Raw genomic sequence first — 22,084 nt, 5'->3', positions numbered from 1 at the left:
CGGCCGGCCATGCCGACCGGCAGGCACCGCGAGAGGCAAGTAAACGCCGAAGCGGTTGCGGATTCGGAGCGATCTGCATGCCAGATAGTGAAATCGACTAAGCTCGAAGGCATGAATCAAGGCATCGAGCATGGCATTGGGTTCTAGACCATCGCTTCCATCGGGGAACAAAACCGGCAGCGGGACGCCATTTCAGCCTCCGGGAGGCTCGCGTCCGCGGCGGGGGCAGCGCAAAGTCGCGGGGCGGCTGGCCTTGCTGGTGCTGGTCTTGCTGGCGATGGCGGTCGGTTCGCTAAGTGGATTGCTGCTGGTGTACTCGGTGCATCTGCCCCAGATCGACGATCTCGAGCATTATCGTCCGAGCACGACGACGGAGCTCTACGACGTGAAGGGCCGGGTCTTCGGCTCCTTTGCGCTCGAACGGCGGGTGGTGGTCGGGTATGACGACCTCTCTCCGCTGCTGCGCCAGGCCGTCATTTCGATCGAAGACAAGAATTTCGAGAGCCACTGGGGCGTCAACACTTTTCGCGTGGCGGGAGCGGTATATCACGATCTCACCTCCGGAGCGCGCGCCCAAGGCGCTTCTACGCTGACCATGCAGTTAGCGCGTAACCTGTTCCTTTCGAACGAACGGACGTTTGGGCGGAAGCTGCAGGAGGCCTTTCTCTCGATCCAGATTGAGCGCACGTTTACCAAGCAGCAGATCTTCACTCTGTATGCCAACCAGATTTATCTCGGGCATGGAACCTATGGGTTTGAGGCCGGAGCGGAATACTACTTCAGCAAACATGCGAAGGACTTGACCTTGCCGCAGGCGGCAATGCTGGCCGGATTGCCGAAGGGACCGTCAGCGTACTCGCCGATCTTAAATCCCGATAAGGCGCTGCGGCGGCGCAACCTGGTGATCAACGCCATGCTCGAGGATGGCAGGATCACGGCTGAGCAAGCCGCAGCGGCCCGGGCAGAGCCGTTGGGGCTGATGGTGGCCACCGATCCGAACGCGGTGGCGCCGTACTTCGTCGAAGAGGTGCGGAGAGAACTTGAAAAGAAGCTTGGTGCGGAGCAAGTGCATACGGCGGGACTTCGCGTTTATACGACACTCGATCTCGACCTGCAGCGCGCCGCGAAGAGCGCGGTGCTCGATGGGTTAGCAGCCTATGAACGGCGGCATGGCTGGAAAGGACATCTGCTGAATGCGGTTGCTGGCGGAGTGGGATTGGCGGAGTTCCGGCATCCGGATTGGATCTTGCCGCCGCAGCCAGGAGACTACGTGCACGCGATGGTCACCGGTGTATTGCCCTATCAGGTGACAGCGAAAGTCGGGGAACGTCAGGTGGTGTTGCTCGAGGAAGATTGGGCGTGGACGGGGCAGAAAGCTGCCGACGACTTTCTCAAGCCCGGCGATATCGTCTACGTCCATTTAGCTGCTCCGGCCGCCGGACAAGATGAGACTGAGTTGCGTGGGACCCTCGAGCAGGACTCCGGAGTCCAGGGCGCGTTGATGGCGATCGACAATAGTTCCGGCGGGGTCTTGGCGATGATCGGCGGCCGGGATTTCAATTTGTCGCAGTTCAACCGGGCAACCCAAGCGGAGCGGCAGACAGGTTCCTCATTCAAGCCCTATGTCTATACCGCGGCGGTCGAGGAGGGGGCGACTCCAGAGGAGCGTATTCTTGATGCTCCTGCATCCTTTGGGTCCTACACTCCACACAACTTTGAAGGAAATTACCTCGGAAGCATAACGCTGCTGAAGGCGTTCGCGGATTCGCGCAACATTCCCGCAGTGAAGCTGGCGGAGCGCGTAGGCATGCACAAGGTCATCGAGGTGGCGCACCGGTTTGGAATTACCTCCAACATACCAGCCTTCCTGCCGGCTGCTCTGGGAGCGGTTGAGGTGACGCTGAAGGAACAGGTCGCTGCCTATGCGGTTTACCCAAACGATGGCCTCCGGATAGCGCCGCGCCTGGTCAAGAAGGTGACCGACGCCGACGGGGCGATCCTCGCGGAGGACCGCTCGGAGGTAGCGGAGGCAACAGGGGTGAAGACGGCACGGACGATGATGACCTTCCTTCGTGAAGTGACGAACAGCGGCACGGGCTCGGTGGCGAAAGCGCTCAACCATCCATTAGGTGGCAAAACGGGAACGACGAGCGACTTCACCGATGCATGGTTTCTTGGATTTTCGCCGACGGTGACTTGCGGAACCTGGGTGGGCTACGACGGCCGGGAGTCGTTGGGCGACAAAGAGACTGGCGCAAAGGCGGCTTTGCCAATCTGGATGGACTTCATGAAAGCCGCGATCGCCGGCAAGGATGCCGAGACCTTCGCGGTCGACGAAAGGTCTGCGGCGACTCGCAGGAGCGGCTCCCCGCGTTAATGGGAGTAGTCACTCTACTCGAAAGAACGAACCCGGCACACCTTTTTGCATCAGGAATGGCCTAAAGAACCGACTTCTGCCACATGGCAGCATTTGTGCTGTCGCCCCAGGCGTCGCCGGGCTGACCATCGACGGCTGTCTTAGGCACCTGAATTCCAGAAGACTGGTCGATTCCGCGAATTTATTCTGGGAACCAGGATCGGGATCGCATCCCTCTTGTGAGGAACCTATGGAGTCTCTTTCCCGTGATCTGAGGATCGCGGTGCGGCAACTGCTGAAGTCCCCGGGCTTTACTTTGATCGCGGTGTTGATGCTGGCGTTCGGGATCGGTGCGACGACGGCTATATTTTCCATCGTTGAGGGGGTGTTGCTGCGGCCGCTGCCATTTCCTGAGCCGGATCGGCTGGTGGTGCTCGGAGATATTCTGCAGGGTGCAGGCATCAGTCCGGATTCGGGGGGCACCGTCACCGCCCCGGATGTTCGGAATTACACCCGAGACACCAACAGTTTCACCAGCCTGGGCGGGTACAACAATACAAATTTTGAGCTTTCCGGCAGCGGGGATCCCGCCATTGTTTATGCGGCTCGTCTGAGCGCTGGAGTATTTCCAGCCCTAGGCGTCGCACCCTTGCTTGGACGCGTGTTCACCCAAGAGGAGGACGAGGGGCATCAACAGCTGGTGGTCCTCGGTTATCCCATGTGGCAGGACCGCTTCCACGGAGACCCTCACATCATTGGGAAGAAGATTCTGCTGGATCGAAAGCCCTATGTCGTCATCGGGGTTATGCCGGCGGGGTTCGAGTTCCCCATCATTCCCGGCCACCTGGACCGCAGCGAACTGTGGGTGCCGATGAGCTTCGCCCCCGACCAGTTCTTGAACGGAGCTTCCAACTGGGGCTACCGAATGGTAGGCAGGCTCAGACGAGGGGTGACGTCGGCCCGAGCGACCGAGGACGCCGAGCGAGTCGCTGAAGAGACCATGCGGAGTTATCCAGGCTTCATGCGCAGCCTGCATATTCGCGCCAAAGTAACTCCTCTCCAGGACGATGCGGTACACGAGGTGCGAGTGCAGATTCGGACGCTCTTTCTAGCAGTCCTGGTGGTGCTGCTGATTGCCTGCGCAAACCTGGCGGGATTGTTGCTGGTCAGAGCCATTCGCAGGCAGAGGGAATTGGCCGTACGGATCGCTCTGGGCGCGGGAGCAACGACGTTGTTGCGGCAGACGGTGCTCGAAAGCATGGTGCTGACGGTGAGCGGCGGGGTAGTGGGGCTGGTCATGGCTGCGGTTGCGCTTCGGGTGGGCCGAAGTCTGTTGCCGGAGACGCTGCCACGGTTGAACGAGATCGGGCTGGACTGGGTGGTGGTTGGGTTTGCGATGCTTCTGGCGTTGGTGACCGGAGGATTGTGCGGACTGGCGCCCGCGTTTGCTGCGATCCGGACGAGTGTAAGCGCGGCGCTCAAGGAAGGTGGCCGGATGGGTACCTTGGGGGGCGGCTTTTCGCGGCTGCGTTCGGCCTTGGTGATCGCCGAGATTGCCGTTGCGATGGCCCTCTTGACGGCTTCGGGACTTTTGCTGCGCAGCTTCGAAAAGATGCGGAGCGTCGAATTAGGCTTTCGCCCCGACCACCTTGATGTAGGGGCGTATTCGCTGCCGAGGAAGCAGTATGCGACGCAGGCGGCCGTGAACGAATTCGATGATGAGATGCTGCGCCGCCTGGCTCGACTTCCTGGAGTGAAAGCCGTGGGATTGACGAATGCGTTTCCCGCTTCGGGATTCCATAGCAGCAACGCCTTCGTGGTGGAAGGCTATACGCCGCCGAAGAATGCCGGCCTGAGCCTGGCATCGGCCCTATTTGTAGAGGGGGACTACTTCCGGGCCATGGGCATCTCGCTTTTGCGGGGGCGGCTGTTTACACCGGAGGATAAATCAGATTCACAGCTCGTGGTAATCGTGAACCAGAAGCTCGCTGAGCACTACTGGCCAGGCCAAGACCCGGTCGGCAAACGAATGAGGTTGGGACTGCCGGAGACGCCGACGCCCTGGCTGGTCGTCGTTGGCGTAGTGGGAGACGTCAAGCTGGGATCTCCCGACGAAGAGACCACCGACCAGATGTATGAACCAGCGACGCAGGAAATTACGGCAGCCGGGACGCTTGTCACGGCTGCCGAGTTGGCCGGCGACGTGGGGTATATCACCGTGCGCACCGAGCTTGCGCCGGAGCAGATGGAGAATGCAATACGCGCGACCGTGCAGTCGATCGATTCTCAGCTGCCGCTGACCCAGGTGCAAACGATGGAGCACGCCGTCTCCGGCAGTGAGACTTCGCGCAAGTTCAATACGGCGCTGATCTCGGCGTTTGCCGCAGCCGCCGTGGTGCTGGCGGTACTTGGTGTTTATAGCGTGATCGCCTTCTCGGTCGCGCTGCGCGCGCATGAACTCGCGATTCGCATGGCTTTAGGTTCGCAGCGTGGAGCAATCGTGCGCCTGGTGTTGATTTCAGGCGCCAAGCTGGGGCTGGCAGGTTGCGCCATTGGCCTGGTTGCGGCGTTAGCGGCTTCACAGCTGCTGCAATCCTTATTGTTCGAGGTGAGTGCTTTCGATCCGGCGGTGTTGGGTTTGGCCGCGCTGACGGTGATATCGATGACGTTGATGGCGTGCTTGTTGCCGGCGCGCCGGGCAGCTTCTACCGATCCACTGCGGGCGTTGCGCGCCGAGTAAGACACAATCGCTATTTCGCACGGGGATGCGTCCGGTCATAGACCTGGGTGATCTGCGCGGTGGTGAGCTGAGTGTAGCGCTGAGTGGTCGAGAGGCGCTCGTGGCCCAATAGTTCCTGGATGGCGCGAAGGTCGGCGCCTTCTTCGAGCATGTGGGTTCCAAAGGCGTGACGGAGAGTGTGCGGGTGAGTGTCGGCGGAGAGCCCGTTGGCCTGCGCCAGACGTTTGACGATGCGGCCGACGCTTCGGGTCGTCAGACGGACTTCGCCGGCCTGGTGGGCACGGAGGCGGTGGTTGACCAGCAGCGCCGGAGTGGATTTCTTTGCCAGTGCGAGTCTGGATTCGCGCTGTGGCTGATAAATGCGGATGGCCTCGGCGGCAGCATCGCCCAGGGGAACGTAGCGCTGCTTGCGGCCTTTGCCGCGGACGAGGATGACTTCGTTGGCCCAGTGAATGTCGGCAAGGTTGAGGCCGGTGAGTTCGGCGTTGCGGATGCCGCAGCCATAGAGAAGTTCGAAGATCACGCGGTCGCGCTCGGGCCACGCTGAGGTCTCGGCCTGGCGGCCTTTCGCGGGCCTGGCGGCCGGCTTGTTCGCCAGCGAATCGACGGTGCGGTTCATCTGCTCGATGGATGGGACGCGGGGCAGATGCTTTGGCAGCTTGGGGGTCGAGACCAGCGCGGCGGTGTTTTGTGCGACATGCCCGTGACGCGCCATCCACTTGAACCAGGAGCGCAGGGCAGCGAGGGCGCGAGCTACGGATGCTTTGGAGAGTTCGCGACCATAGAGTTCCCCAAGATAGGCGCGAATATGTTTGTGATCGATGTCGGTCGGGGCAGTGGAGACACCGTGTTCTTCGATCGAGTAATCCACGAAGTTGTGAAGTTCGCGATGGTAGGCGCGGAGGGTATGGGGCGAGGCGGAGCGTTCCCCGGCGAGGGCGACGAGGAAGTCTTCGGCGAGCTGGGCAAGCGCCGGTTGAGTGCTCACGCGGGAACATCCGGGGTGCTATCGGCGATGCGGCGGGAGCGGGGATGGTGAGCGCGGTGCACAGCTTTGAGACGGCCGAGGGCGAGATGGGTATAGACCTGGGTGGTGGCGATGTCGGCGTGGCCGAGAAGGATCTGCACGCTGCGCAGGTCGGCCCCGTGTTCCACCATATGGGTGGCGCAGCTATGGCGCAGCTTGTGCGGGCTGGCGGCGCCGTCACTGGCCTTGACGAGCCGCCAGATCCATTGGCGCGAGAGCGGCCGGCCGCGTTCGGAGAGGAAGAGCCTAGAGTCTTTGGCATTGCCGCTCGGCTGCGGGCGGCCTCGGTGCAGATAAGCCTCAAGGGCCTGAACTGCGGGTGCGCCAAGCGGCACCACCCGCTCCTTATCGCCTTTTCCGCGGAGCCGAACGCGGCCTTCATTGAGTGACAGGTCTTCGATGCGGAGGTTGGTGAGTTCAGAGACCCGCAGCGCTCCAGCGTAGAGAAGTTCGAGAATGGCGTGATTGCGAATGGCAATTCCTTCAGCCTGGGGATGATGGGCGGCAACGGACGCGTGCTCCATCATGGATGCGACCTCAGATTCCGCGAGCGACTTCGGTAACACCTTCCATGTCGAGAGAGACTCCAGATTGACGGTTGGGTCGTGCTGAATACGCTTATCGAGCAGCAGCCAGCGATAGAGTCCGCGGAGACAGGAAAGCTTGCGGGCCGCCGACCGCGATTCAACTCCGTGTCTGCGGAGATGATCGAGGAAGCCGGTGATATGCTGCTGCCGGGCGGTTAGAAGCAACGCATTCTCGGACTCGAGGAATTCGGCGAACTGAGTCAGGTCGCGTTCGTAGGCCTCACAAGTGAGCGGCCGCAGCCCCTTTTCGATGCGCAGGTAAAGCAGGTATTCACGCAGAAGTTCTGAATTGCCGGGCGCGGGCATGTCTCGATTATCGCTTTGATTGCGGGTTGAAGACCAAGGCGCGCCGGCGGCGAATCAAGATCGACATCGCTTAGGCTCTGGAGAAATTTGAAGGCATTTTCGAGGCCCGAATGCAACCCGCACCTGCTTGCATTTCATTTCTTTTACCCTACTTTCACGCGAATCTCATTCTGAAATGAACGGCATGTCAATTCGGCATCTGAATGACGGCGGTGATGCACCGCTATGCGTGAGTTCGTGCAAATAGATCTGCAATCGGAGACAATAGAGTAGGCCTGAAAGGCAGATGGTGTTAGGTGCGGGAAGTTGGTTCTGTAGGCGTTTACCTGGTGGAAGTAGCTCCTGCCGACTTAAGTGGTTCGCCTCACAGTAGCTGTATTTCTGTTCTAGCGCTTCTGTAGCCTTGTTCTCAGAGGAGTGATTCGGTTTGACAAGTGTTCAAACATTACCGGTAGTACGGTTGACGACTCCTGAATTCTTTGGGTCGGTACTGTCGCCGTGGCCGGCAATCGCCGTCTTCGATTGCGACGGCACGCTTTGGGGAGGCGATGCCGGCTATGGATTCATGGTATGGTCGCTCGAGTCCGGCTTGGTGTCACGCAACGCCAGCGATTGGATCGACTCTCGCTATCGCCTCTATCTGAGCGGCGATGTCAGCGAGGAGGCGATGTGCGGCGAGATGGTCCAGGTGTATGCGGGTTTGCGTGAGGACGAGCTACGCAAAGCCACGGCCGAATATTTTCATACTCAGATCGAACCTCAAATTTTTCCCGAGATGCGGGAGTTGGTAGCCCAGTTGCGGGCTGCAGGCACGGAGATCTGGGCGGTCAGTTCGACGAATAACTGGCTGATCGAAGAAGGTGTAAGGGATTTTGGCATTTCGCCGGAACGGGTGCTTGCCGCACGCGTCCGGGTCAAGGCAGGTTCGATCACCAGTGAATTGCTGGATGTGCCGACTGATAAAGGAAAGGCATTGTCACTGGCCCGCGTGGGCGTGACTGCACCGGATGTGGTCTTTGGCAACTCGATCCACGATGCGGCCATGTTGTCGATCGCCAAGCGCGCGTATCCAGTCAATGCGACACCAGCGTTGTTACAAATTGCCGCGGAAAAAGGTTGGCCGGTGTTTTATCCTCAATCAACTTTGGGAAATTGAGGCTGTCTAGCCTGTAGATCGCTTCGCTGTAGATCTGCTGCCTTCCAATCCCGATTTCTCTCTTCGTCGCTGCGGTCTCCTTGCACAATCCTCCACACCGAAGGGGTGGTCCTTTGACCAGCTAGGTGCCCCCTTGATTTCGCAGTATTAAGTGGGGCTCGCCTCGCAGTGGGGCGCTAGCAGAGGTATCTCATCCGGAACTTTTGACCTGGTTTCACCCAGTTGCCTTGGTGATAGAAATACTTCTGCTTCAGCAAACGTCTAAACTGGAATGGACGTGAATGCAGCGAAATCACAAGACGCGAATCCCCCCGTTGCCAGCCATGAGCCCGAAGTCAACCGAGAGGCGCAGGCTGCCGAGAAAAATGTTCGATTAGTCGCGGTAGCGCTGATTCTCAGGGGACACGAGGTGCTGATCTGTCAGCGGCGTCCAGACCAGCCGATGGCTCTGAAATGGGAGTTCCCGGGCGGCAAGATGGAGCCGGGCGAGAGCGCAGAGCAAGCGCTGGCGCGAGAACTCGATGAAGAGCTTGGCATTCATGCCAAAATCGGCAGTCGTATCACCCGCACGCGACATACTTATCGCAGCGGGAGCTCAGTAGACTTGCAGTTCTTTGCGGTGCACGAATTCGCCGGTGAGATCACTAATCGGATCTTCAACGACCTCCGCTGGTGTGACCTGGCGGATTTGCCGACCTACGATTTCTTGGCTGCTGACCGCAACCTGGTTCGTGAGCTAGCGGCGGGGAAATTGCTTTAACGGAACACGCGGCCGGCCCGTTGCCTCAATAATCTACCCCCTACACATACAGCACGGCCCGCCTGGTTTGGCGGGCCGTCTCGGTTTCAGTAGAGACTCCTTGGTTAGTGCCGCGGCGATTCGTGAGGTGCGCTGTGCTCGGCCGGGGGCCGTGATTCTGGCCGGGGCTGAGACTCCGGTCTGGCCTGAGGCTGAGGGCGGGGTTCCGCTTGGGGCCTGGGCTGAGGTTCCGGCCGTGGCTGGGAGTAGTTCGGCTGGGTGGGCGGCCTTGGCTGCTGAGTCTGCTCCGGCCGTGGCTGAGAGTAGTTCGGCTGGGTGGGCGGCCTTGGCTGCTGAGTCTGTTCAGGCCGCGCGACCGGTTGGGGCCGGGTTGCCGGCTCAGGCCGGGTCGAAGCGGGCGCCGCTGGAGCCGGGGTAGGCCGGTTGTTCACTGCCGGACGACTGGTATTGGCCGCCGGGGTGCCGGGTGCCGGCCGGATCTCGGGGGTCGCTGGACGGCCGGTCGTGGCGGTCGGGGTCACCGGGCGAGCCGCCGGAGTATTAGCGGCATGGTTGGCCGGGACGCTGCCCGGGTCTTTCATGTTGGGAGGTAGTTTGCCCTTATTTTCCGCTGCCGCCTTGTAAACCGCAGTGTTGACCTGTCCTCCGGCTTGGCGCGCAGGAACGGCGCTCTTGAAGTCTGCCGGCCGGGCAGTTGCGGCGATGGCGGGTTTGCCACCGTTCACCGAGGCGCGGAGTTGAGGATTGGTTTGGGCCTGGGTCACGTGCTGCTGCTGGATCGTCGTCGGCGGGACGTGGTTCTCGCGAACCGCGGCTTGTTCCTGGGCCGTCGGACGGGCCTGGATGCCACCGGTACCGCCATTGAAGCTGGTGCGGTCGACGTTCACGTTATTGATAACAGTCTTGTTGTAGACATTGGTGACGTGCACGTTGGTCACGTTGGTCACAGACCGGTTATAGGCAAAGTGGCCGCGATCCCAATAGCCGCCTTCATAGCCGACGCCGCCGTAGCCGAAGCCATAGTTCACGCCGCCGTAGAAGCCGATGTGCGGACCCCAATATCCCGCGTTGAAGGCATAGAAGCCGTTATTCCATCCCCAGTACCCTGGCGTCCAGAGGAAGCCGACTTGCGGGGGCTGAACCCAGGTCCCGGGAACCCAGTAGTAGCCGCCGTCATCGCTCCAGGCCCAATAGCCGGGGGTCCAAAGATAGCCGTCGCCGGGAATGGGAGGCTGCTCGTAAACCGGTAATGGAGGGGGAGCAATACCGACCGAGATGAAGATGCCGGCAAAGGACGCCGCCGGGACAGCCAGGACGACGGCTGCGAGCAGTAGGTTGCGAAAGTAACGAGCAATTTTCATCAAATACCTTTGCCAATCCGTCCTTCGTTTATCCGGAAACGGCTGCGGACTACGCGGAGAGAGCGGCTTCTTTCTGGCCTGCCCGTGAATGCGGCTGGCCTAAACTGCTTGTTTGTAGAAACGCCAAATGTCGGATTTTGTTGCTAAGCAGGCGGTTGCCTGGGGCGGCGCAAAACTATCCAGAAGGCGTGAAGCGGAATTATACGCAGGACGGTAGCAGGTTACGGCACAGAAGTGCTCATTGGGTCGTATCCCATCCAGCAGAATCGGGCTCCTGGCTCTGAGTGAATGGGCTTAACTCACAGTGCGTTCCGTTAGGCTATCAAGAATGTGACCCATTTTTTCGTGCTTGGTCTGAATGTAGCGTTCAAAGGACTCGAGCGGTTCCACTTCCGCAGAAATGCGTTCCACCACGCGAATGCCCGCCAACTCCAGTGCCTCGACCTTTTCAGGATTGTTGGTGATAAGACGAACGGCATGGACGCCGAGGTCTTTGAGGACTTCGGCAGGAAGTTCGAACTCACGGCAATCGGCTCGAAAGCCAAGAGCCAGATTAGCTTGGACGGTATCGAGGCCCTGATCCTGGAGTTCATAGGCGCGCAGTTTGGCCATCAGACCGATTCCGCGGCCCTCTTTCTCTTCGTAGAGCAGGATGCCGGCCCCGGCGTCGCCGATCGCCTTGAGCGCGAGTTCAAGCTGCAGACGGCAATCGCACCGCAGCGAACCGAAGACGTCGCCGGTCAGGCATTGCGAATGGATGCGGACGACTGGAGGAGCGCTGTAAATATCGCCCATGATCAGGGCGACCATCTCTTCCTTTTCATTGACAGGCACGTTGGAGTGGTCACAGCAAGGCTTGGCGCCGAGAAGAAGGCCTTCATACCCGAGGATCCGGAAATGGCCCCAACGGGTGGGAAAGTCAGCGTCCGCCACTTTCTTGATACTTTCAAAGGGCATATCTAAGTATACGGATGCGCCCGGTGGCATTTAGTTTCAGCCTTCAGAACCTCCTTCCCATCTTGGCTTCTCCGCTTTCTGGAATGGCTTTCCTTTGTAGAGCGCTTTGCTTTGAAGAACCGCCTTATAGAGCAGCCGGGTGTTCGCTAATCGGGCCGCCGGACCGAGCAGTCCTTGAACAACACCGTTCCCGGCGGGTACGCGGAGGTCGGAAAGCGGTAGAGTAGCACTGTGGTCGATTCCAAGCTGATCCTGATAACGCTGCTGGTGAAACTCGGCGTCGCCGCGGCGATTTCGAGCGCCCTGGCGCGATCGCGAAGCTTTCAGAACTTGCTCTTCAAGGAAAATCGGACTAGCACGCAGACTCTTGGTCTGCTGGCATGGATCTGCATCCCGCTGACATTGGGAGTGTTGGTGCGGATCACCGTGCAGAACTTTCTGGCGGCGGACATCGCCTTTGAGACCGTGATCATTCTCGGCGTGTTGCTGGGGCCGCTGGCGGCAGTGACTGGGGGCATGCTGCTGTCACTGCCGGCGATGCTTCACCATGAATACCTCACCTTGCCGTTCAACCTGGCAGTGGCGCTGATCGCCGGCATTTACGGGCGTCTGGTCACAGCCGAAGAGGTCTGGTCGTTTTCGCCGTTCGTCGATCTAAGTATCTACCGGTGGGTGCGCCGCAACCTCCGAAAGCCCCGCTTTGACCGGCAGATTCTGCTGTTGACGTTGATTGTGGGCATGGAGATTGGGCGTGAGTGGCTGGCCGCGGCGTACCCTCGGAGGCTGTTTGCTCTGGTCCCGGCAACCTGGCCGGTCCGCCTGGCGGTCTATGCATGCTCTGCCATGGTTGTAGGCATTCCGTTGAAGATCTGGAATGCGATCCGCATCGAACGGAAACTTGAAGAGCAGAAGCGCCTGCTGCTGGAGGCGCGCTTCGATGCGCTGCAGCGGCAGATCAATCCCCATTTTCTCTTCAACACGTTGAACTCAATTGCATCGCTGGTGCGCTTCCGGCCGGAGATGGCGCGGGAGATGATTGTACGGCTGGCGAATATTCTGCGGGCCTTGCTGAAGGACCATGACACTTTCGTGGCGCTCCGGGAAGAGTTGAACTTCACCGAGGATTACCTCGGTATCGAGGTGGTGCGCTTTGGCGCCGACAAACTTCGAGTGGTGAAGGAAATCGATCCGGCAACCCTCGAGATGATGGTGCCGAGTATGTTGCTGCAGCCGTTGATCGAGAACAGTATCAAACACGGCATCGAGCCGCGCATCAGCGGAGGGACGATCACCATGCGCAGCCGACTGCACGAAAGCAGCATGATGATTGAAGTCGAAGATGATGGTGTGGGCATGACCGAGAAACGCCAGCCTGCTGGAAGCGTCGGTCGCAAAGGGTCAGGAATCGGGATGAGGAATGTTCGCGAACGGCTCGAAGTGCTTTACGGCGAGGCGGCTCGATTCGATGTGACCAGCCGTCCGGGGCGGGGAACTCGGGTGACGCTCGAGATCCCGGTGATGCTGAACGAAAACGGAGACCCGGTGCTGGCGGTGGCCCCCGGCCGCATGATTGCGCCAGGCGGCCGGTGAAGACTGCCAAGAGCGTGTCGAGGTATTGAGGCAATCCCTCTCGGGAGATACTAGGCCGTGCGCGATCCCTTGTTCAGTACTCTTTCGTAATAGCGCTCGTACAGCGGAATGATCTGCGAGGAGCAGTAGCGTGCCTGGGCGGAAGCGCGTCCGGCGTTGGCCATGGCTTGCAACTTCTCTTCGTCGGTCAACAGTTCAATGGCGGCTTGGGCCATCGCATCGGTCGCGCCAACCGGAAAAAGTCTCCCGGTCACGCCGTCGTCGATCAGTTCAGGCACGCCGCCGACGTTCGTGGCGATGGTTGGGACCTTGCATGCCATGGCTTCAAGAGCTGCAAGGCCGAAGGATTCCAGTTTGCTGGGCATCAGCATAAGATCGGCCAGAGGCAGCAACTCATTCACACTTTCCTGTTTACCCAGAAAGGAGATGTGGTCCTGGATGCCGAGGTTGTGGGCGAGATATTCGGCCGATGAGCGATCCGGACCATCCCCAACCAGCAGCAGGCGACTAGGGACGCGTTCGACCACGCCGGCAAAGATCTTGACGACGTCCGTAACTCGCTTGACGGGACGGAAGTTCGATAAGTGAATGAGGATTTTTTCTCCCGGGGAAGCATAAATTGCCCGCGCCGCCTCCCGGTCTTTCCGGGGTTTGTAGACGTCGCAATTGACGAAGTTCGGAATTACCTCGATATGGTTCTGGATGTGGAACTCTTCAAGAGTCTTGTCCTTAAGGTATTGCGAAATGGAAGTGACGCCGTCGCTCTCTTCGATCCCGAATCGGGTGATGGGCAGATAGGATCGGTCGAGTCCGACGAGCGTTATATCGGTGCCATGGAGGGTCGTGACGAAAGGCAGATGACGTCCGCGGGCAGCCAGCATCTGGCGGGCGAGCAGGGCGCTGACCGAGTGAGGAATGGCGTAGTGCACGTGAAGCAGGTCAAGTTCGTAGTATTCGGCGACCTCTGACATGCGGGTGGCGAGCGCGAGATCGTAGGGCGGGTATTCAAAGAGGGGATAATTCGAAACCGGAACCTCGTGGTAAAAGACGCCTTTTTCGCGCCCGGTGAGGCGAAATGGCTGCGAGTAAGTGATGAAGTGCACTTGATGACCATTAGCGGCCAGTTCGATGCCAAGCTCGGTGGCGACGACCCCACTACCGCCGTAGGTGGGATAGCACGTAATTCCAATTTTCATGGTTACCCGCAGTGAGTTGGACGTTCGACCGGAAGAATAGATGCAGGCTGAGCATTTTGGCCGGCGAAATTCACATGACCCCGAGAAAGCTGGTCGCCTTCAAATTGCCGTAGTGGATGAGTGCGACGTTGTCTCGAGCAGCCTCCGGCACAGTATCGAGCAGCGCCTGGCGTTCGACCTCGCGAGATACGAGGAGCCGGGTTCCCGCCGCCCGCAACGCGTCGTCAGCATAACCCGGGTGGCAGACCAACTCCCATGTGCCCTCGGGCATGGCTGCCAGCAGGCGGCGAAGCGTCGATGAATCAAGAGTCCCGGTGGCGAGAACTCCGATAGATCCGCCAGTGGTAAAGACGCCGATGTGCTCGGCGGCGGCGAGGAAATAACGGCGCTGGGTCTGTAACGCGCGCACCTGGAGACGGCGTAGCAGGCTGGCGCTGCCGGTAGCGGCAACGCTCCATTCCGGTTCGAATGGATTGCGAATGCAGGCAACGTGACGGAGCACGGCGGCACGAAGCAGCGGCCGTAAGACGCGGGGAAAGGCGTGAGTGTGTTTGTGAGTGTCAACGTGGCTTACAGCGATGTCAAGCTGCTGCAAACGCCGAATCTGCGCGACCGCTTCGGTCTCGATATCGGCCTCGCGGATGCGGCCGCGCAGCAAGTCGCTGATAAACGCATTGAGGGTCGATCGGAATCTAGGGTTTTCCCGGGAGCTGCCGGGATCGATCAACGTGGGAATGGCGTCAGGAGCAGAGACCGGCGTGCCGTCTACGAGCACAACATGGCAGCCGACTGCGAGATTGGGGCGGCGCAGCGCTGCTTCCGCGGCTTCAGCCGTATCCGAAGCCTTTGCCATGAGGGTCGCCGAAGTCAGCACTCCAGCCCGCGCCAATTCGAGCACGGCCCGGTTCACCCCGGCGGTCAGGCCAAAGTCATCGGCGTTGATGATCAATCGCTTCACTTTAGCTCGAGTTTACCAAGCCAGGCCTGGTCATCCTGAGTTTCGGGCAGAATCGAAAACTGGTAGACTAAAGCCTCCGGGTCGCCAGTGCTTCGCAGGGCTTGCGCCGCCAATTCCTGTTGTACCCGCCAAGGGGGCGGTTAGCTCAGCTGGTTAGAGCGCCTGCCTTACAAGCAGGATGTCGGGGGTTCGAATCCCTCACTGCCCACCAATCCAGTCTCAAGATCCGCTTTCTGCGAATGTGCGGAGAATCGATGCAGGGCGTCTTGCGCGGCCGCTGCCATCCTTCCCACTTCTGATTGGCAATTCGGCATTCATTGCTCTTTTACCTGCCATTGATACACCGATCCCAAGTCAACTACATACTTTCGTCTCTATTCCCAAATAGGAATATTACTCATCGAAAAGCATACTTTAGACGGATTGAAAGAGCGGGCGGGCAGCGTAAGCTGACTTCATGTTCCAAATGGATTGCTGACTAAGACGGGACATTTGCCGTGTCCTAACTGCGGAGCTGAGTGCCGTAACTTCTTCTCGGTCGCGGCACTTAACTGTGGAGTGATCTTAGCTCCACGTATGCATTGGATGTGTTTCGAAGCTGCGATTACTTTCCTTGGTTCTCCCAACCTTCGCTCTACCCGGGCCGACGCGATCCCTCTTGCAGCGGCCATTAACAGAAGTCATCAGTGCGGGATGCCAGTCCCACCAAATCTTCGCTAATGTATCGCCTTAATCCTGCTCTGATTCAAGAGTATGGAGCGAGTGCGTACCGGCGTATTGCCTGGAGTGTCGACAAAGAAAGCGGACGTGATTGCATAAGGTGCGGGTGTGCGCGGCGCGCCATTCACGAGCCGCCACCAGCGAACGGAGGTTACGTCGTTTCGTGGTCGCTTTGAACTGGCTCTGCATTTAGTGCTGCCGGCGCAATTGCGCGGTTCCTCACTGTGTGTGAAGCCCTGCGCTCGCCGCTCGGCGGTTTAGGCGTGTCCTCATCAAGCGATCTGCTAAAGGTATGCCCGCGGATCGTCAAGTAAAAGAGAAGTTCGACGCGGCTCGATACGCCGATCTTATCGAAGGCCCGGAAGAGGTAATTTTTCACCGTATGTTCACTGAGTGCCAATTCTTGAGCAATCACGCGATTGGTTTTGCCCTGGGCGGCTTTTTGCACAACTTGCAATTCACGAGAGGTGAGTGTGTGCACATTGCCCGCAGCCGAGGCGACCGGTCCGGGAATGTTCCGGAGTGCGTCGAGCAGAATGTCGCTTTCTTTCCTCCCGGCCCAGATACATCCTTTGCGCACGTAATCGATGCATTCCAAGAACTCAGTCATAGTCTGTTGGCGAGAGAAAACTCCGCGGGCTCCGGACCGGAATGCTCCGATGATCGAGCCGCGGGAAGCCTTGTCGAGCAGGATAACGATGCGTGTCTGAGGATGAGCGCGCGATACAAGCTCGGCCAGATTCATTCCTCCGTCCGTTCCCGGCCGGAGATCGGCGCCAATAACGACCATGCCGACCTCTTGAACATTCATCATTTTCAGGAGCTTCGAGGAGGGGATGGCGGCGGCGTCATACTTCCGGCTGCGCACGAGCGCATCGGCAAGCAACTGACTACTCATCGAGTCGCGGTCAACGATCAACACGCGAAGAGTTGGATCTCTCGGGCCAGGTTCAGGGAGCACCTGCGCTTGACTTAGCTTTACCGACATAGACACGCCCTGTCAGCTTTCAAACAGACCAGCTCAAAGTGATCGTAGTGAAATTATGCTGCAAGTTAGTTAAGAAGGCCTGGGATTGGACACTAATCGCTCGCTAATTGCCCAACTATGTGGTGGGTCGCCTTGGATTCGCAGAATACTTGCCAAAGACAGATTTCTAGCTTATTTCAGCTGCCATTTTTTAACTTGCTCTATTTACCCTTCAGGGGCTAGGTCGCTATAGGCCCATTATGGGATGACACCGGACTGATTGCAAGGTTTTTGTGCCAATGCGTACATATTCTCTGTTTGGACGCCTGTAGACTACTCACCCTGCCGGGACCGGGGTCTCTTAAACGGAGTCGGTCCGGAGACGACGACGGTCATGATGGGGTGCACTATTCTCACCGCGATTTCAAACTTTCGGCGGCTTGAAAGCGCCCATCCTCCCCCATACGCTCGCTACATGATCCTGCGCAAAGGTAGCCGCTACAAGCTCAGATTTCCAGTGATATACCGCTGGTCCGACGGAGAAGAGCACGTAGACGGCGGCTTTACGAAATACATCTCAAGGCATGCCGCATGGGTACTCAGTGAACGTCCTCCGCCGATGGGATCAAATATCGAAATTGAAGTCCTCGTTCCGTCGCCGGATGAAACGGGTGGCTATTTGCGAATCAAAAGCGTTGGGAAGATGGTCAGGCAATTGAACGAGAAAGAGGGCAAGGGATTCTTATTCCAGGGTCCACTGGAGGACGAACAAATTACTTTAGTAATCCAATGATAGGACCGCTTTTGGATCTAACCCCTAAATAAAACGGGACACCGAAGTGTCCCAACTGCGGAGCGAGAGTGCCGTAACTAGGGATCGGTCGCGGCACTTAGATAAGTTCGAGTATGCACTGGTTGACGGTTTTTGTCTAAACAACCGTGAGCTGAATCACAATTAATTTTAACTGTTGACATCTTCTCCAGCACTGCGCAGCACCGCCCCAAACCAAGTTGTTTCCCCTCGGAAATACCAGGCTCGACCCACATTCATACCAGTACTCTAGCGATTTCAAAAGTTTAATCCCTGGAACGACTTCACCCTCGCGGCGGCCATACCTCCGATGGTCGCCGACTTCGCAGGTGAACAGGACCGGCAGGTCTCATTGATTCCTCGTCTAAGATCGTTGCTTTCCCGTGGTTAAGAAGTGTTAATGTAAGGGCAAAGTTTTGATGGAGGAATAACACCTTGAAAAACATTGTTCTGTTTTCTGCCTTGCTCCTTGCATTTCTATGCGTTCCATGTGCCCCTGCGCAGATCTTAGCCCCGGGCCCTCCGACGCCTCCAAATTCCGCCGACTGCGCGCGAGGTGGGAAGAACTACGGAGGGATCGCCTCGTACCTGGGCGCTGTCGACGAATTAATCTGGTTCACTTACTCGCCTGCCATTGCCTCATCGAAGACCTATCCGGAATTCGAATACTGGCTAGGACAAGTTCTTCAGCTGGAGAGCCAGCGAATGGATTTTCTAGCGTCATGCCAGAGAGTCCCGCCACCGAGCTGCCAACCTGGAACGTACATGCCCGCCAGCATCAGTACCTCCGACCTGGCTTTAGCAATTCTGGCCTACGATGCGGCCGAGGGCGGATCTCAGATCCAGGGATTTTTCTCCGTCCCCGCGCCTAAGATCCCGATTAACCCGGTAGCGGCATTGAACGCCTACTACACCAACGTAGCCGGAGCGTATTGCACCTTCTACGCTTACGGGGTCCACCCTATCGCAGTCAGGGGCCTGAATGCGCCGGTGCTCACCAATCGATCCGCCGTCGCGGATGAACATACGGGCACGGCAGAGCTTCCTGCGGACTGGCCAAGAACTGCCGCTCAGGCGCTCAAAGCTGCTCAACGAATCGGGTCCGTAGCCGTGCCGCTTTCAGCACTCGAAGAACGAGTGGCTCGAGAGAATGAGGAAAAGCTGCCGGAGGATTGAACTGGTACTTAGACAGAGAGGAGCGACCGGGCCGGGATTAAGAACTCCACGGCTCCGGACTCCTCTTTGAGAGCGCTCGATCGAGATACGTCGCTGCGCTGATTAAAGCAAGATGGGAGAGCGCCAGCGGGAAGTTACCCAGCTGATGGCCATCCCGCCCGAGCTCTTCGGAAAATAGTCCGAGATGATTGGCATGGGCCAGCAATTTCTCGAATCGCCTTCTTGCCTCCTCGATGCGCCCAGAACGAGCCAGGCATTCGACCATCCAGAAGGAGCAGCACGTGAAACTACCTTCTTCGCCGGATAATCCATCGGAGCTCAGGTCGTTCCGGTAGCGATAAACCAGCGCATCTTCGCCTAGCGACTTGTCGATTGCATCGAGAGTCGAGAGCCAGCGTGGATCGAGCGGGCTGATGAACCGCATCAGCGGCATCAGCAGCGTTGAAGCGTCCAGTGCCTCGGTGTCTTTGTGGCGCGTAAATGCGTTGATCTTCTCATTCCAGAAGTTGGCATGAATGTCATTCGCTATTGCATCCCGCTGCCTGTACCACTCGTCCCATGGAGCCGATAACGAGCGTCGTTGTGCCAGGCGGATGGCGCGGTCGAAGGCGACCCAGCACATGAGCCTGGAATGGAGAAGGTGCCTGTCGCCGCCGCGGGATTCCCATATTCCTCCGTCAGGGCGGTCCCAGTTTTCGCCCAGCCATTTGAGCACTCGCTTTACATCTTCCCAGCCATCGAAGGCGAGGGCATGTCCGTACTTCGAATAAAGGTAGATGGAGTCGAAGATCTCTCCATAGATATCCAGTTGCAGCTGATGGAAGGCTTCATTGCCGATGCGCACGGGTCTGGAATCCTTGTATCCGCTCAAGTGATCCAGCTCGATCTCGGCGAGATCCGTACGGCCATCCAATCCGTACATGATTTGCAGCGGCCTGTCCATGGAGGCATTCCCCTTCACCCTGCCGGTCAGCCAGGCAAAGAATGCGTCGGCCTCCTCGCGCAGACCGATCCGCATGAAGGCATAGAGTGTGAAGGCGGCATCGCGAACCCAGGTGTATCGATAATCCCAGTTTCGCTGCCCGCCAAGATGCTCCGGTAGCCCGAAGGTCGGCGCGGCAACAATCGATCCATACTGCCTGTTGGTCATCAGCTTCAACACCAGGGCAGACCGGTGTACAACCTCGCGCCACCTGCCGGCATAAGTCGATTTACCCAGCCAGGAACGCCAATAGGTAGTGGTTTCCTGGCAGTCCCGCATCACCTCATCGCGATCAATGGCTGTCGGCTGCGGCGTAGGGAGCTCTTCACTCTGGATGCCGCTCAATACAAAGATGGCTCGTTCGCCTTCCTTCAAGGTAAACGTCGCGACGGCCGCCCCATTGTCAATTTCGAGCGGAACGGTCGCTCGTAGAAGAACGTCTGCCGTGTCGCTTCGATCCGGTACAAACCGGACCGCCTGATCGGACATCTCCGCCTGATGAGATACCCGTGCATAATCGAAGGCCGGCTTACAGCACAAGCGAAAGGTTACGGTTCCGTGGATCACCTGCAGAGTTCGAATAATCTCATTCTTTTGCGTCGTGACGGTCACTGGCATGAGATCGACTAATTCAGCGACAGCGTCCTTCGAGAGAAAGCGGGTCAGCAGAGTGTTGGTCTCAGCGATGTACATCTGCTTACACTCGAACGACTGTTCCTCGGGCCGAATAGAAAAGCTTCCGCCTTTCTCTTCGTCCAATAAAGCAGCAAAAAGAGTGGGAGAGTCAAAGTTGGGAAAGCAGAAAAAATCAATGGATGAGTCGAGATTCACGAGCGCCATGGTGCACAGGTTACCGATGACGCCGTAGGTTTCAATATGCTTATACGCCATGATTCGGTGATGAGATGGTTTTCATTTGGGCCAGGATGTCCTTTACTGTGCCGGTCGGCCGGGGGTTGTATTGTCTGCCGATCTTAATTCTCGCGACCTCATTCGCCGCAGGTAGAACGCAAATGTCTCACTGGATCAAAACCAATCGGGGAAGGGAACAAAGATGCGGATCGAAGTCTCGGAAACAGAAAACTGGTTGAAAATTTCGGCAGTATCTTCGACGAGACGAATATCAAGATTCTTGAAAAAAAGAGCACTCGTCACTGCGTTGGCGCGGGCACGCCGGGTATATTGCGCACTAAAGTCGTGTCATCTTGTTTTCCATGAATCTTAGCGGTTTCCGCGAGTTCGGCTTTCGCTTCGTCATGCCGGCCCAGCGCCTGATAAACCCGTGCGAGCTTCCAGTGGGCATCGGGTTGACTGGGGTCAAGGGCGATGGCGCGCTTGAGCGCAGCCGCGGCTTCTTCGTTGCGATTCAAGCTGGCATAGGCGCTCCCTAAATCGTACTGGGCTAGGCGAATCGAACTCTGAATCTGAATGGCCTCGTTCAGGCTTTCAGTAGCGGCTGCAAAATCGTTTTTGCGCAAGGCTATATCGCCGATATAGGCATACGCTTCAGCGTACCGGGGATTGTTGGCGAGCTCGAGGCGGAACTCGGCGGCAGCCTCATCATAGCGGTGCGATTTCCAGTAAAGGTAGCCGAGGCCGAAGTGCACATTCGGCTCCTTCGGAGAGGCGGCTGCTCCGAGTTGAAACTCCTGAATCGCTTCATCGGTGCGATTCTGCCCATCGAGCGCTTCGCCAAGCATCATGTGCACCTGCACGGAGTTGGGATCGGCAAGAAGAATCTTGTGGAATTCGTTGAGGGCGCATTCGTACTGCCTACTCCACAAACAGCTCTGTGCGACGACGGTGGTCAATTGCGCATTGCCGGGGTTGCTTGCCGCGACCGGCGCGAGAGTAGCGGCGGCGTCGCTATATTTCTTGGCGCCATAGTAACTCATGCCCAGCAGGATGGTCGTACGAGAGTCGCCCGGGTTCGACGCCAGTTCGGCCTGAAGCGCAGGAATCGCTTCGGCGAAGTGGCCCTGCTTGAACTCGCTTAGTCCAAGGTTCAGCTGTACTCCGGGAAGCTTGGGATCAAGAGAGAGCGCGCGGTGATATTCCACGACGGCTTCCGGATATCTCTGTTGCTTGGCAAGGAGCACGGCAAGCCCAGCATGCGCAGAGGGATCTCGCGGCTTGGTCGCGATGATAGTCCGCCATGCTGCTTCTGCTTCGGCAACTTTTCCCTGCTGCTCCAGAGCTATCGCTGATTGCGCAGAAGTGATGTCGGCTTGCTGAGCAAAGCAGGGGAGCGTGATGACGAACGCCAGGCCCAGGCTCCGCATTACTTTGAACAGAAGCAGGACCGGAGATCGATATGCCTGGAGTCGCAATGCCTGGAGTCGCACGAATTCCTCCACTGTGAGCCAATAGGCCTAATCGTAAATCAGCCGTCGTACGCCGCGATCTACGCAAAGTAGTCGTCCCAAAAGAGAGA

The 22,084-nt window shown here is 58.3% G+C and carries 16 protein-coding genes and 1 tRNA gene; 8 read left to right on the top strand and 9 right to left on the bottom strand.

Annotated features, from left to right (window positions below; translation table 11 throughout):
- Nucleotides 1-130: 130 nt before the first annotated feature.
- Nucleotides 131-2,377, top strand: coding sequence for a penicillin-binding protein 1A (locus ACPOL_RS05575; protein WP_114206181.1), 2,247 nt, complete (start codon nt 131-133; stop codon nt 2,375-2,377).
- 229 nt (nt 2,378-2,606) lie between these two features.
- Nucleotides 2,607-5,096, top strand: coding sequence for an ABC transporter permease (locus ACPOL_RS05570; RefSeq protein WP_114206180.1), 2,490 nt, complete (start codon nt 2,607-2,609; stop codon nt 5,094-5,096).
- A gap of 10 nt (nt 5,097-5,106) precedes the next feature.
- Here ACPOL_RS05570 and ACPOL_RS05565 read toward each other — a convergent pair whose 3' ends face one another.
- The gene (locus ACPOL_RS05565) at nt 5,107-6,084 is read right to left on the bottom strand and encodes a tyrosine-type recombinase/integrase (RefSeq protein WP_114206179.1); all 978 of its coding nucleotides are present in this window, start codon (nt 6,082-6,084) and stop codon (nt 5,107-5,109) included.
- A complete protein-coding gene (locus tag ACPOL_RS05560; protein ID WP_114206178.1) occupies nt 6,081-7,016 on the bottom strand; it encodes a tyrosine recombinase in 936 nt (311 codons plus the stop codon). Before ACPOL_RS05560 ends, ACPOL_RS05565 begins: the two co-directional genes overlap by 4 nt.
- Nucleotides 7,017-7,443: 427 nt before the next feature.
- On the opposite strand from ACPOL_RS05560, the gene ACPOL_RS05555 reads away from it, so the two are divergent.
- Nucleotides 7,444-8,172 (top strand): HAD family hydrolase, encoded by a 729-nt coding sequence (locus ACPOL_RS05555; RefSeq protein WP_236657253.1) that lies wholly within the window; start codon nt 7,444-7,446, stop codon nt 8,170-8,172.
- A 277-nt stretch (nt 8,173-8,449) separates the two neighbouring features.
- Nucleotides 8,450-8,932 carry a (deoxy)nucleoside triphosphate pyrophosphohydrolase gene (locus tag ACPOL_RS05550; protein WP_338026753.1) on the top strand — a complete coding sequence of 161 codons (483 nt, stop codon included), beginning with the start codon at nt 8,450-8,452 and terminating at the stop codon, nt 8,930-8,932.
- Between the two features lie 104 nt (nt 8,933-9,036).
- Here ACPOL_RS05550 and ACPOL_RS05545 read toward each other — a convergent pair whose 3' ends face one another.
- A complete protein-coding gene (locus tag ACPOL_RS05545) occupies nt 9,037-10,293 on the bottom strand; it encodes a YXWGXW repeat-containing protein (RefSeq protein ID WP_114206176.1) in 1,257 nt (418 codons plus the stop codon).
- 294 nt (nt 10,294-10,587) lie between these two features.
- Nucleotides 10,588-11,250, bottom strand: coding sequence for a GTP cyclohydrolase II (ribA, locus tag ACPOL_RS05540; RefSeq protein ID WP_114206175.1), 663 nt, complete (start codon nt 11,248-11,250; stop codon nt 10,588-10,590).
- Nucleotides 11,251-11,481: 231 nt separating this feature from the next.
- Here ribA and ACPOL_RS05535 point away from each other — a divergent pair, with 231 nt between their 5' ends.
- Complete coding sequence (locus ACPOL_RS05535) at nt 11,482-12,840, top strand: sensor histidine kinase (protein ID WP_114206174.1); 1,359 nt, start codon at nt 11,482-11,484, stop codon at nt 12,838-12,840.
- A gap of 50 nt (nt 12,841-12,890) precedes the next feature.
- On the opposite strand, the gene bshA is transcribed toward ACPOL_RS05535, so the two are convergent.
- Nucleotides 12,891-14,036, bottom strand: coding sequence for an N-acetyl-alpha-D-glucosaminyl L-malate synthase BshA (bshA, locus tag ACPOL_RS05530; protein ID WP_114206173.1), 1,146 nt, complete (start codon nt 14,034-14,036; stop codon nt 12,891-12,893).
- A gap of 70 nt (nt 14,037-14,106) precedes the next feature.
- Nucleotides 14,107-14,994: a ChbG/HpnK family deacetylase gene (locus ACPOL_RS05525; protein WP_114206172.1), complete on the bottom strand. Its 888-nt coding sequence runs from the start codon at nt 14,992-14,994 to the stop codon at nt 14,107-14,109.
- A 134-nt stretch (nt 14,995-15,128) separates the two neighbouring features.
- Between ACPOL_RS05525 and ACPOL_RS05520 the strand changes: the two genes are divergently transcribed.
- Nucleotides 15,129-15,205, top strand: a tRNA-Val gene (locus ACPOL_RS05520).
- Between the two features lie 660 nt (nt 15,206-15,865).
- Here the strand turns inward: ACPOL_RS05520 and ACPOL_RS05515 are convergent.
- Nucleotides 15,866-16,702 carry a response regulator transcription factor gene (locus ACPOL_RS05515; protein WP_114206171.1) on the bottom strand — a complete coding sequence of 279 codons (837 nt, stop codon included), beginning with the start codon at nt 16,700-16,702 and terminating at the stop codon, nt 15,866-15,868.
- A gap of 373 nt (nt 16,703-17,075) precedes the next feature.
- On the opposite strand from ACPOL_RS05515, the gene ACPOL_RS05510 reads away from it, so the two are divergent.
- Together ACPOL_RS05510 and ACPOL_RS34535 are read left to right on the top strand one after the other, a co-directional pair.
- Nucleotides 17,076-17,474, top strand: coding sequence for a hypothetical protein (locus ACPOL_RS05510; protein ID WP_114206170.1), 399 nt, complete (start codon nt 17,076-17,078; stop codon nt 17,472-17,474).
- A gap of 453 nt (nt 17,475-17,927) precedes the next feature.
- Nucleotides 17,928-18,668, top strand: a complete 741-nt coding sequence (locus ACPOL_RS34535) for a hypothetical protein (protein WP_114206169.1) — start codon at nt 17,928-17,930, stop codon at nt 18,666-18,668.
- A gap of 37 nt (nt 18,669-18,705) precedes the next feature.
- Here ACPOL_RS34535 and ACPOL_RS05500 read toward each other — a convergent pair whose 3' ends face one another.
- Nucleotides 18,706-20,541, bottom strand: a complete 1,836-nt coding sequence (locus tag ACPOL_RS05500) for a glycoside hydrolase family 15 protein (protein WP_114206168.1) — start codon at nt 20,539-20,541, stop codon at nt 18,706-18,708.
- A 260-nt stretch (nt 20,542-20,801) separates the two neighbouring features.
- Entirely contained in the window at nt 20,802-21,995 is a 1,194-nt protein-coding gene (locus ACPOL_RS05495) for a tetratricopeptide repeat protein (RefSeq protein ID WP_114206167.1), read from the bottom strand.
- Nucleotides 21,996-22,084: the final 89 nt, after the last annotated feature.

The organism is Acidisarcina polymorpha, assembly GCF_003330725.1.
Classification (GTDB): Bacteria; Acidobacteriota; Terriglobia; order Terriglobales; family Acidobacteriaceae; genus Acidisarcina; species Acidisarcina polymorpha.
This window is presented reverse-complemented; position numbering and strand designations above follow the sequence as displayed.

What these genes read in the sequence shown, in the direction of transcription:
- ribA (WP_114206175.1), bottom strand. Translation starts at nt 11,250, where the DNA reads ATGCCCTTTGAAAGTATCAAGAAAGTGGCGGACGCTGACTTTCCCACC.
- ACPOL_RS05575 (WP_114206181.1), top strand. Translation starts at nt 131, where the DNA reads ATGGCATTGGGTTCTAGACCATCGCTTCCATCGGGGAACAAAACCGGC.
- bshA (WP_114206173.1), bottom strand. Translation starts at nt 14,036, where the DNA reads ATGAAAATTGGAATTACGTGCTATCCCACCTACGGCGGTAGTGGGGTC.
- ACPOL_RS05510 (WP_114206170.1), top strand. Translation starts at nt 17,076, where the DNA reads ATGATGGGGTGCACTATTCTCACCGCGATTTCAAACTTTCGGCGGCTT.
- ACPOL_RS05560 (WP_114206178.1), bottom strand. Translation starts at nt 7,016, where the DNA reads ATGCCCGCGCCCGGCAATTCAGAACTTCTGCGTGAATACCTGCTTTAC.
- ACPOL_RS05570 (WP_114206180.1), top strand. Translation starts at nt 2,607, where the DNA reads ATGGAGTCTCTTTCCCGTGATCTGAGGATCGCGGTGCGGCAACTGCTG.
- ACPOL_RS05515 (WP_114206171.1), bottom strand. Translation starts at nt 16,702, where the DNA reads ATGTCGGTAAAGCTAAGTCAAGCGCAGGTGCTCCCTGAACCTGGCCCG.
- ACPOL_RS05500 (WP_114206168.1), bottom strand. Translation starts at nt 20,541, where the DNA reads ATGGCGTATAAGCATATTGAAACCTACGGCGTCATCGGTAACCTGTGC.
- ACPOL_RS05545 (WP_114206176.1), bottom strand. Translation starts at nt 10,293, where the DNA reads ATGAAAATTGCTCGTTACTTTCGCAACCTACTGCTCGCAGCCGTCGTC.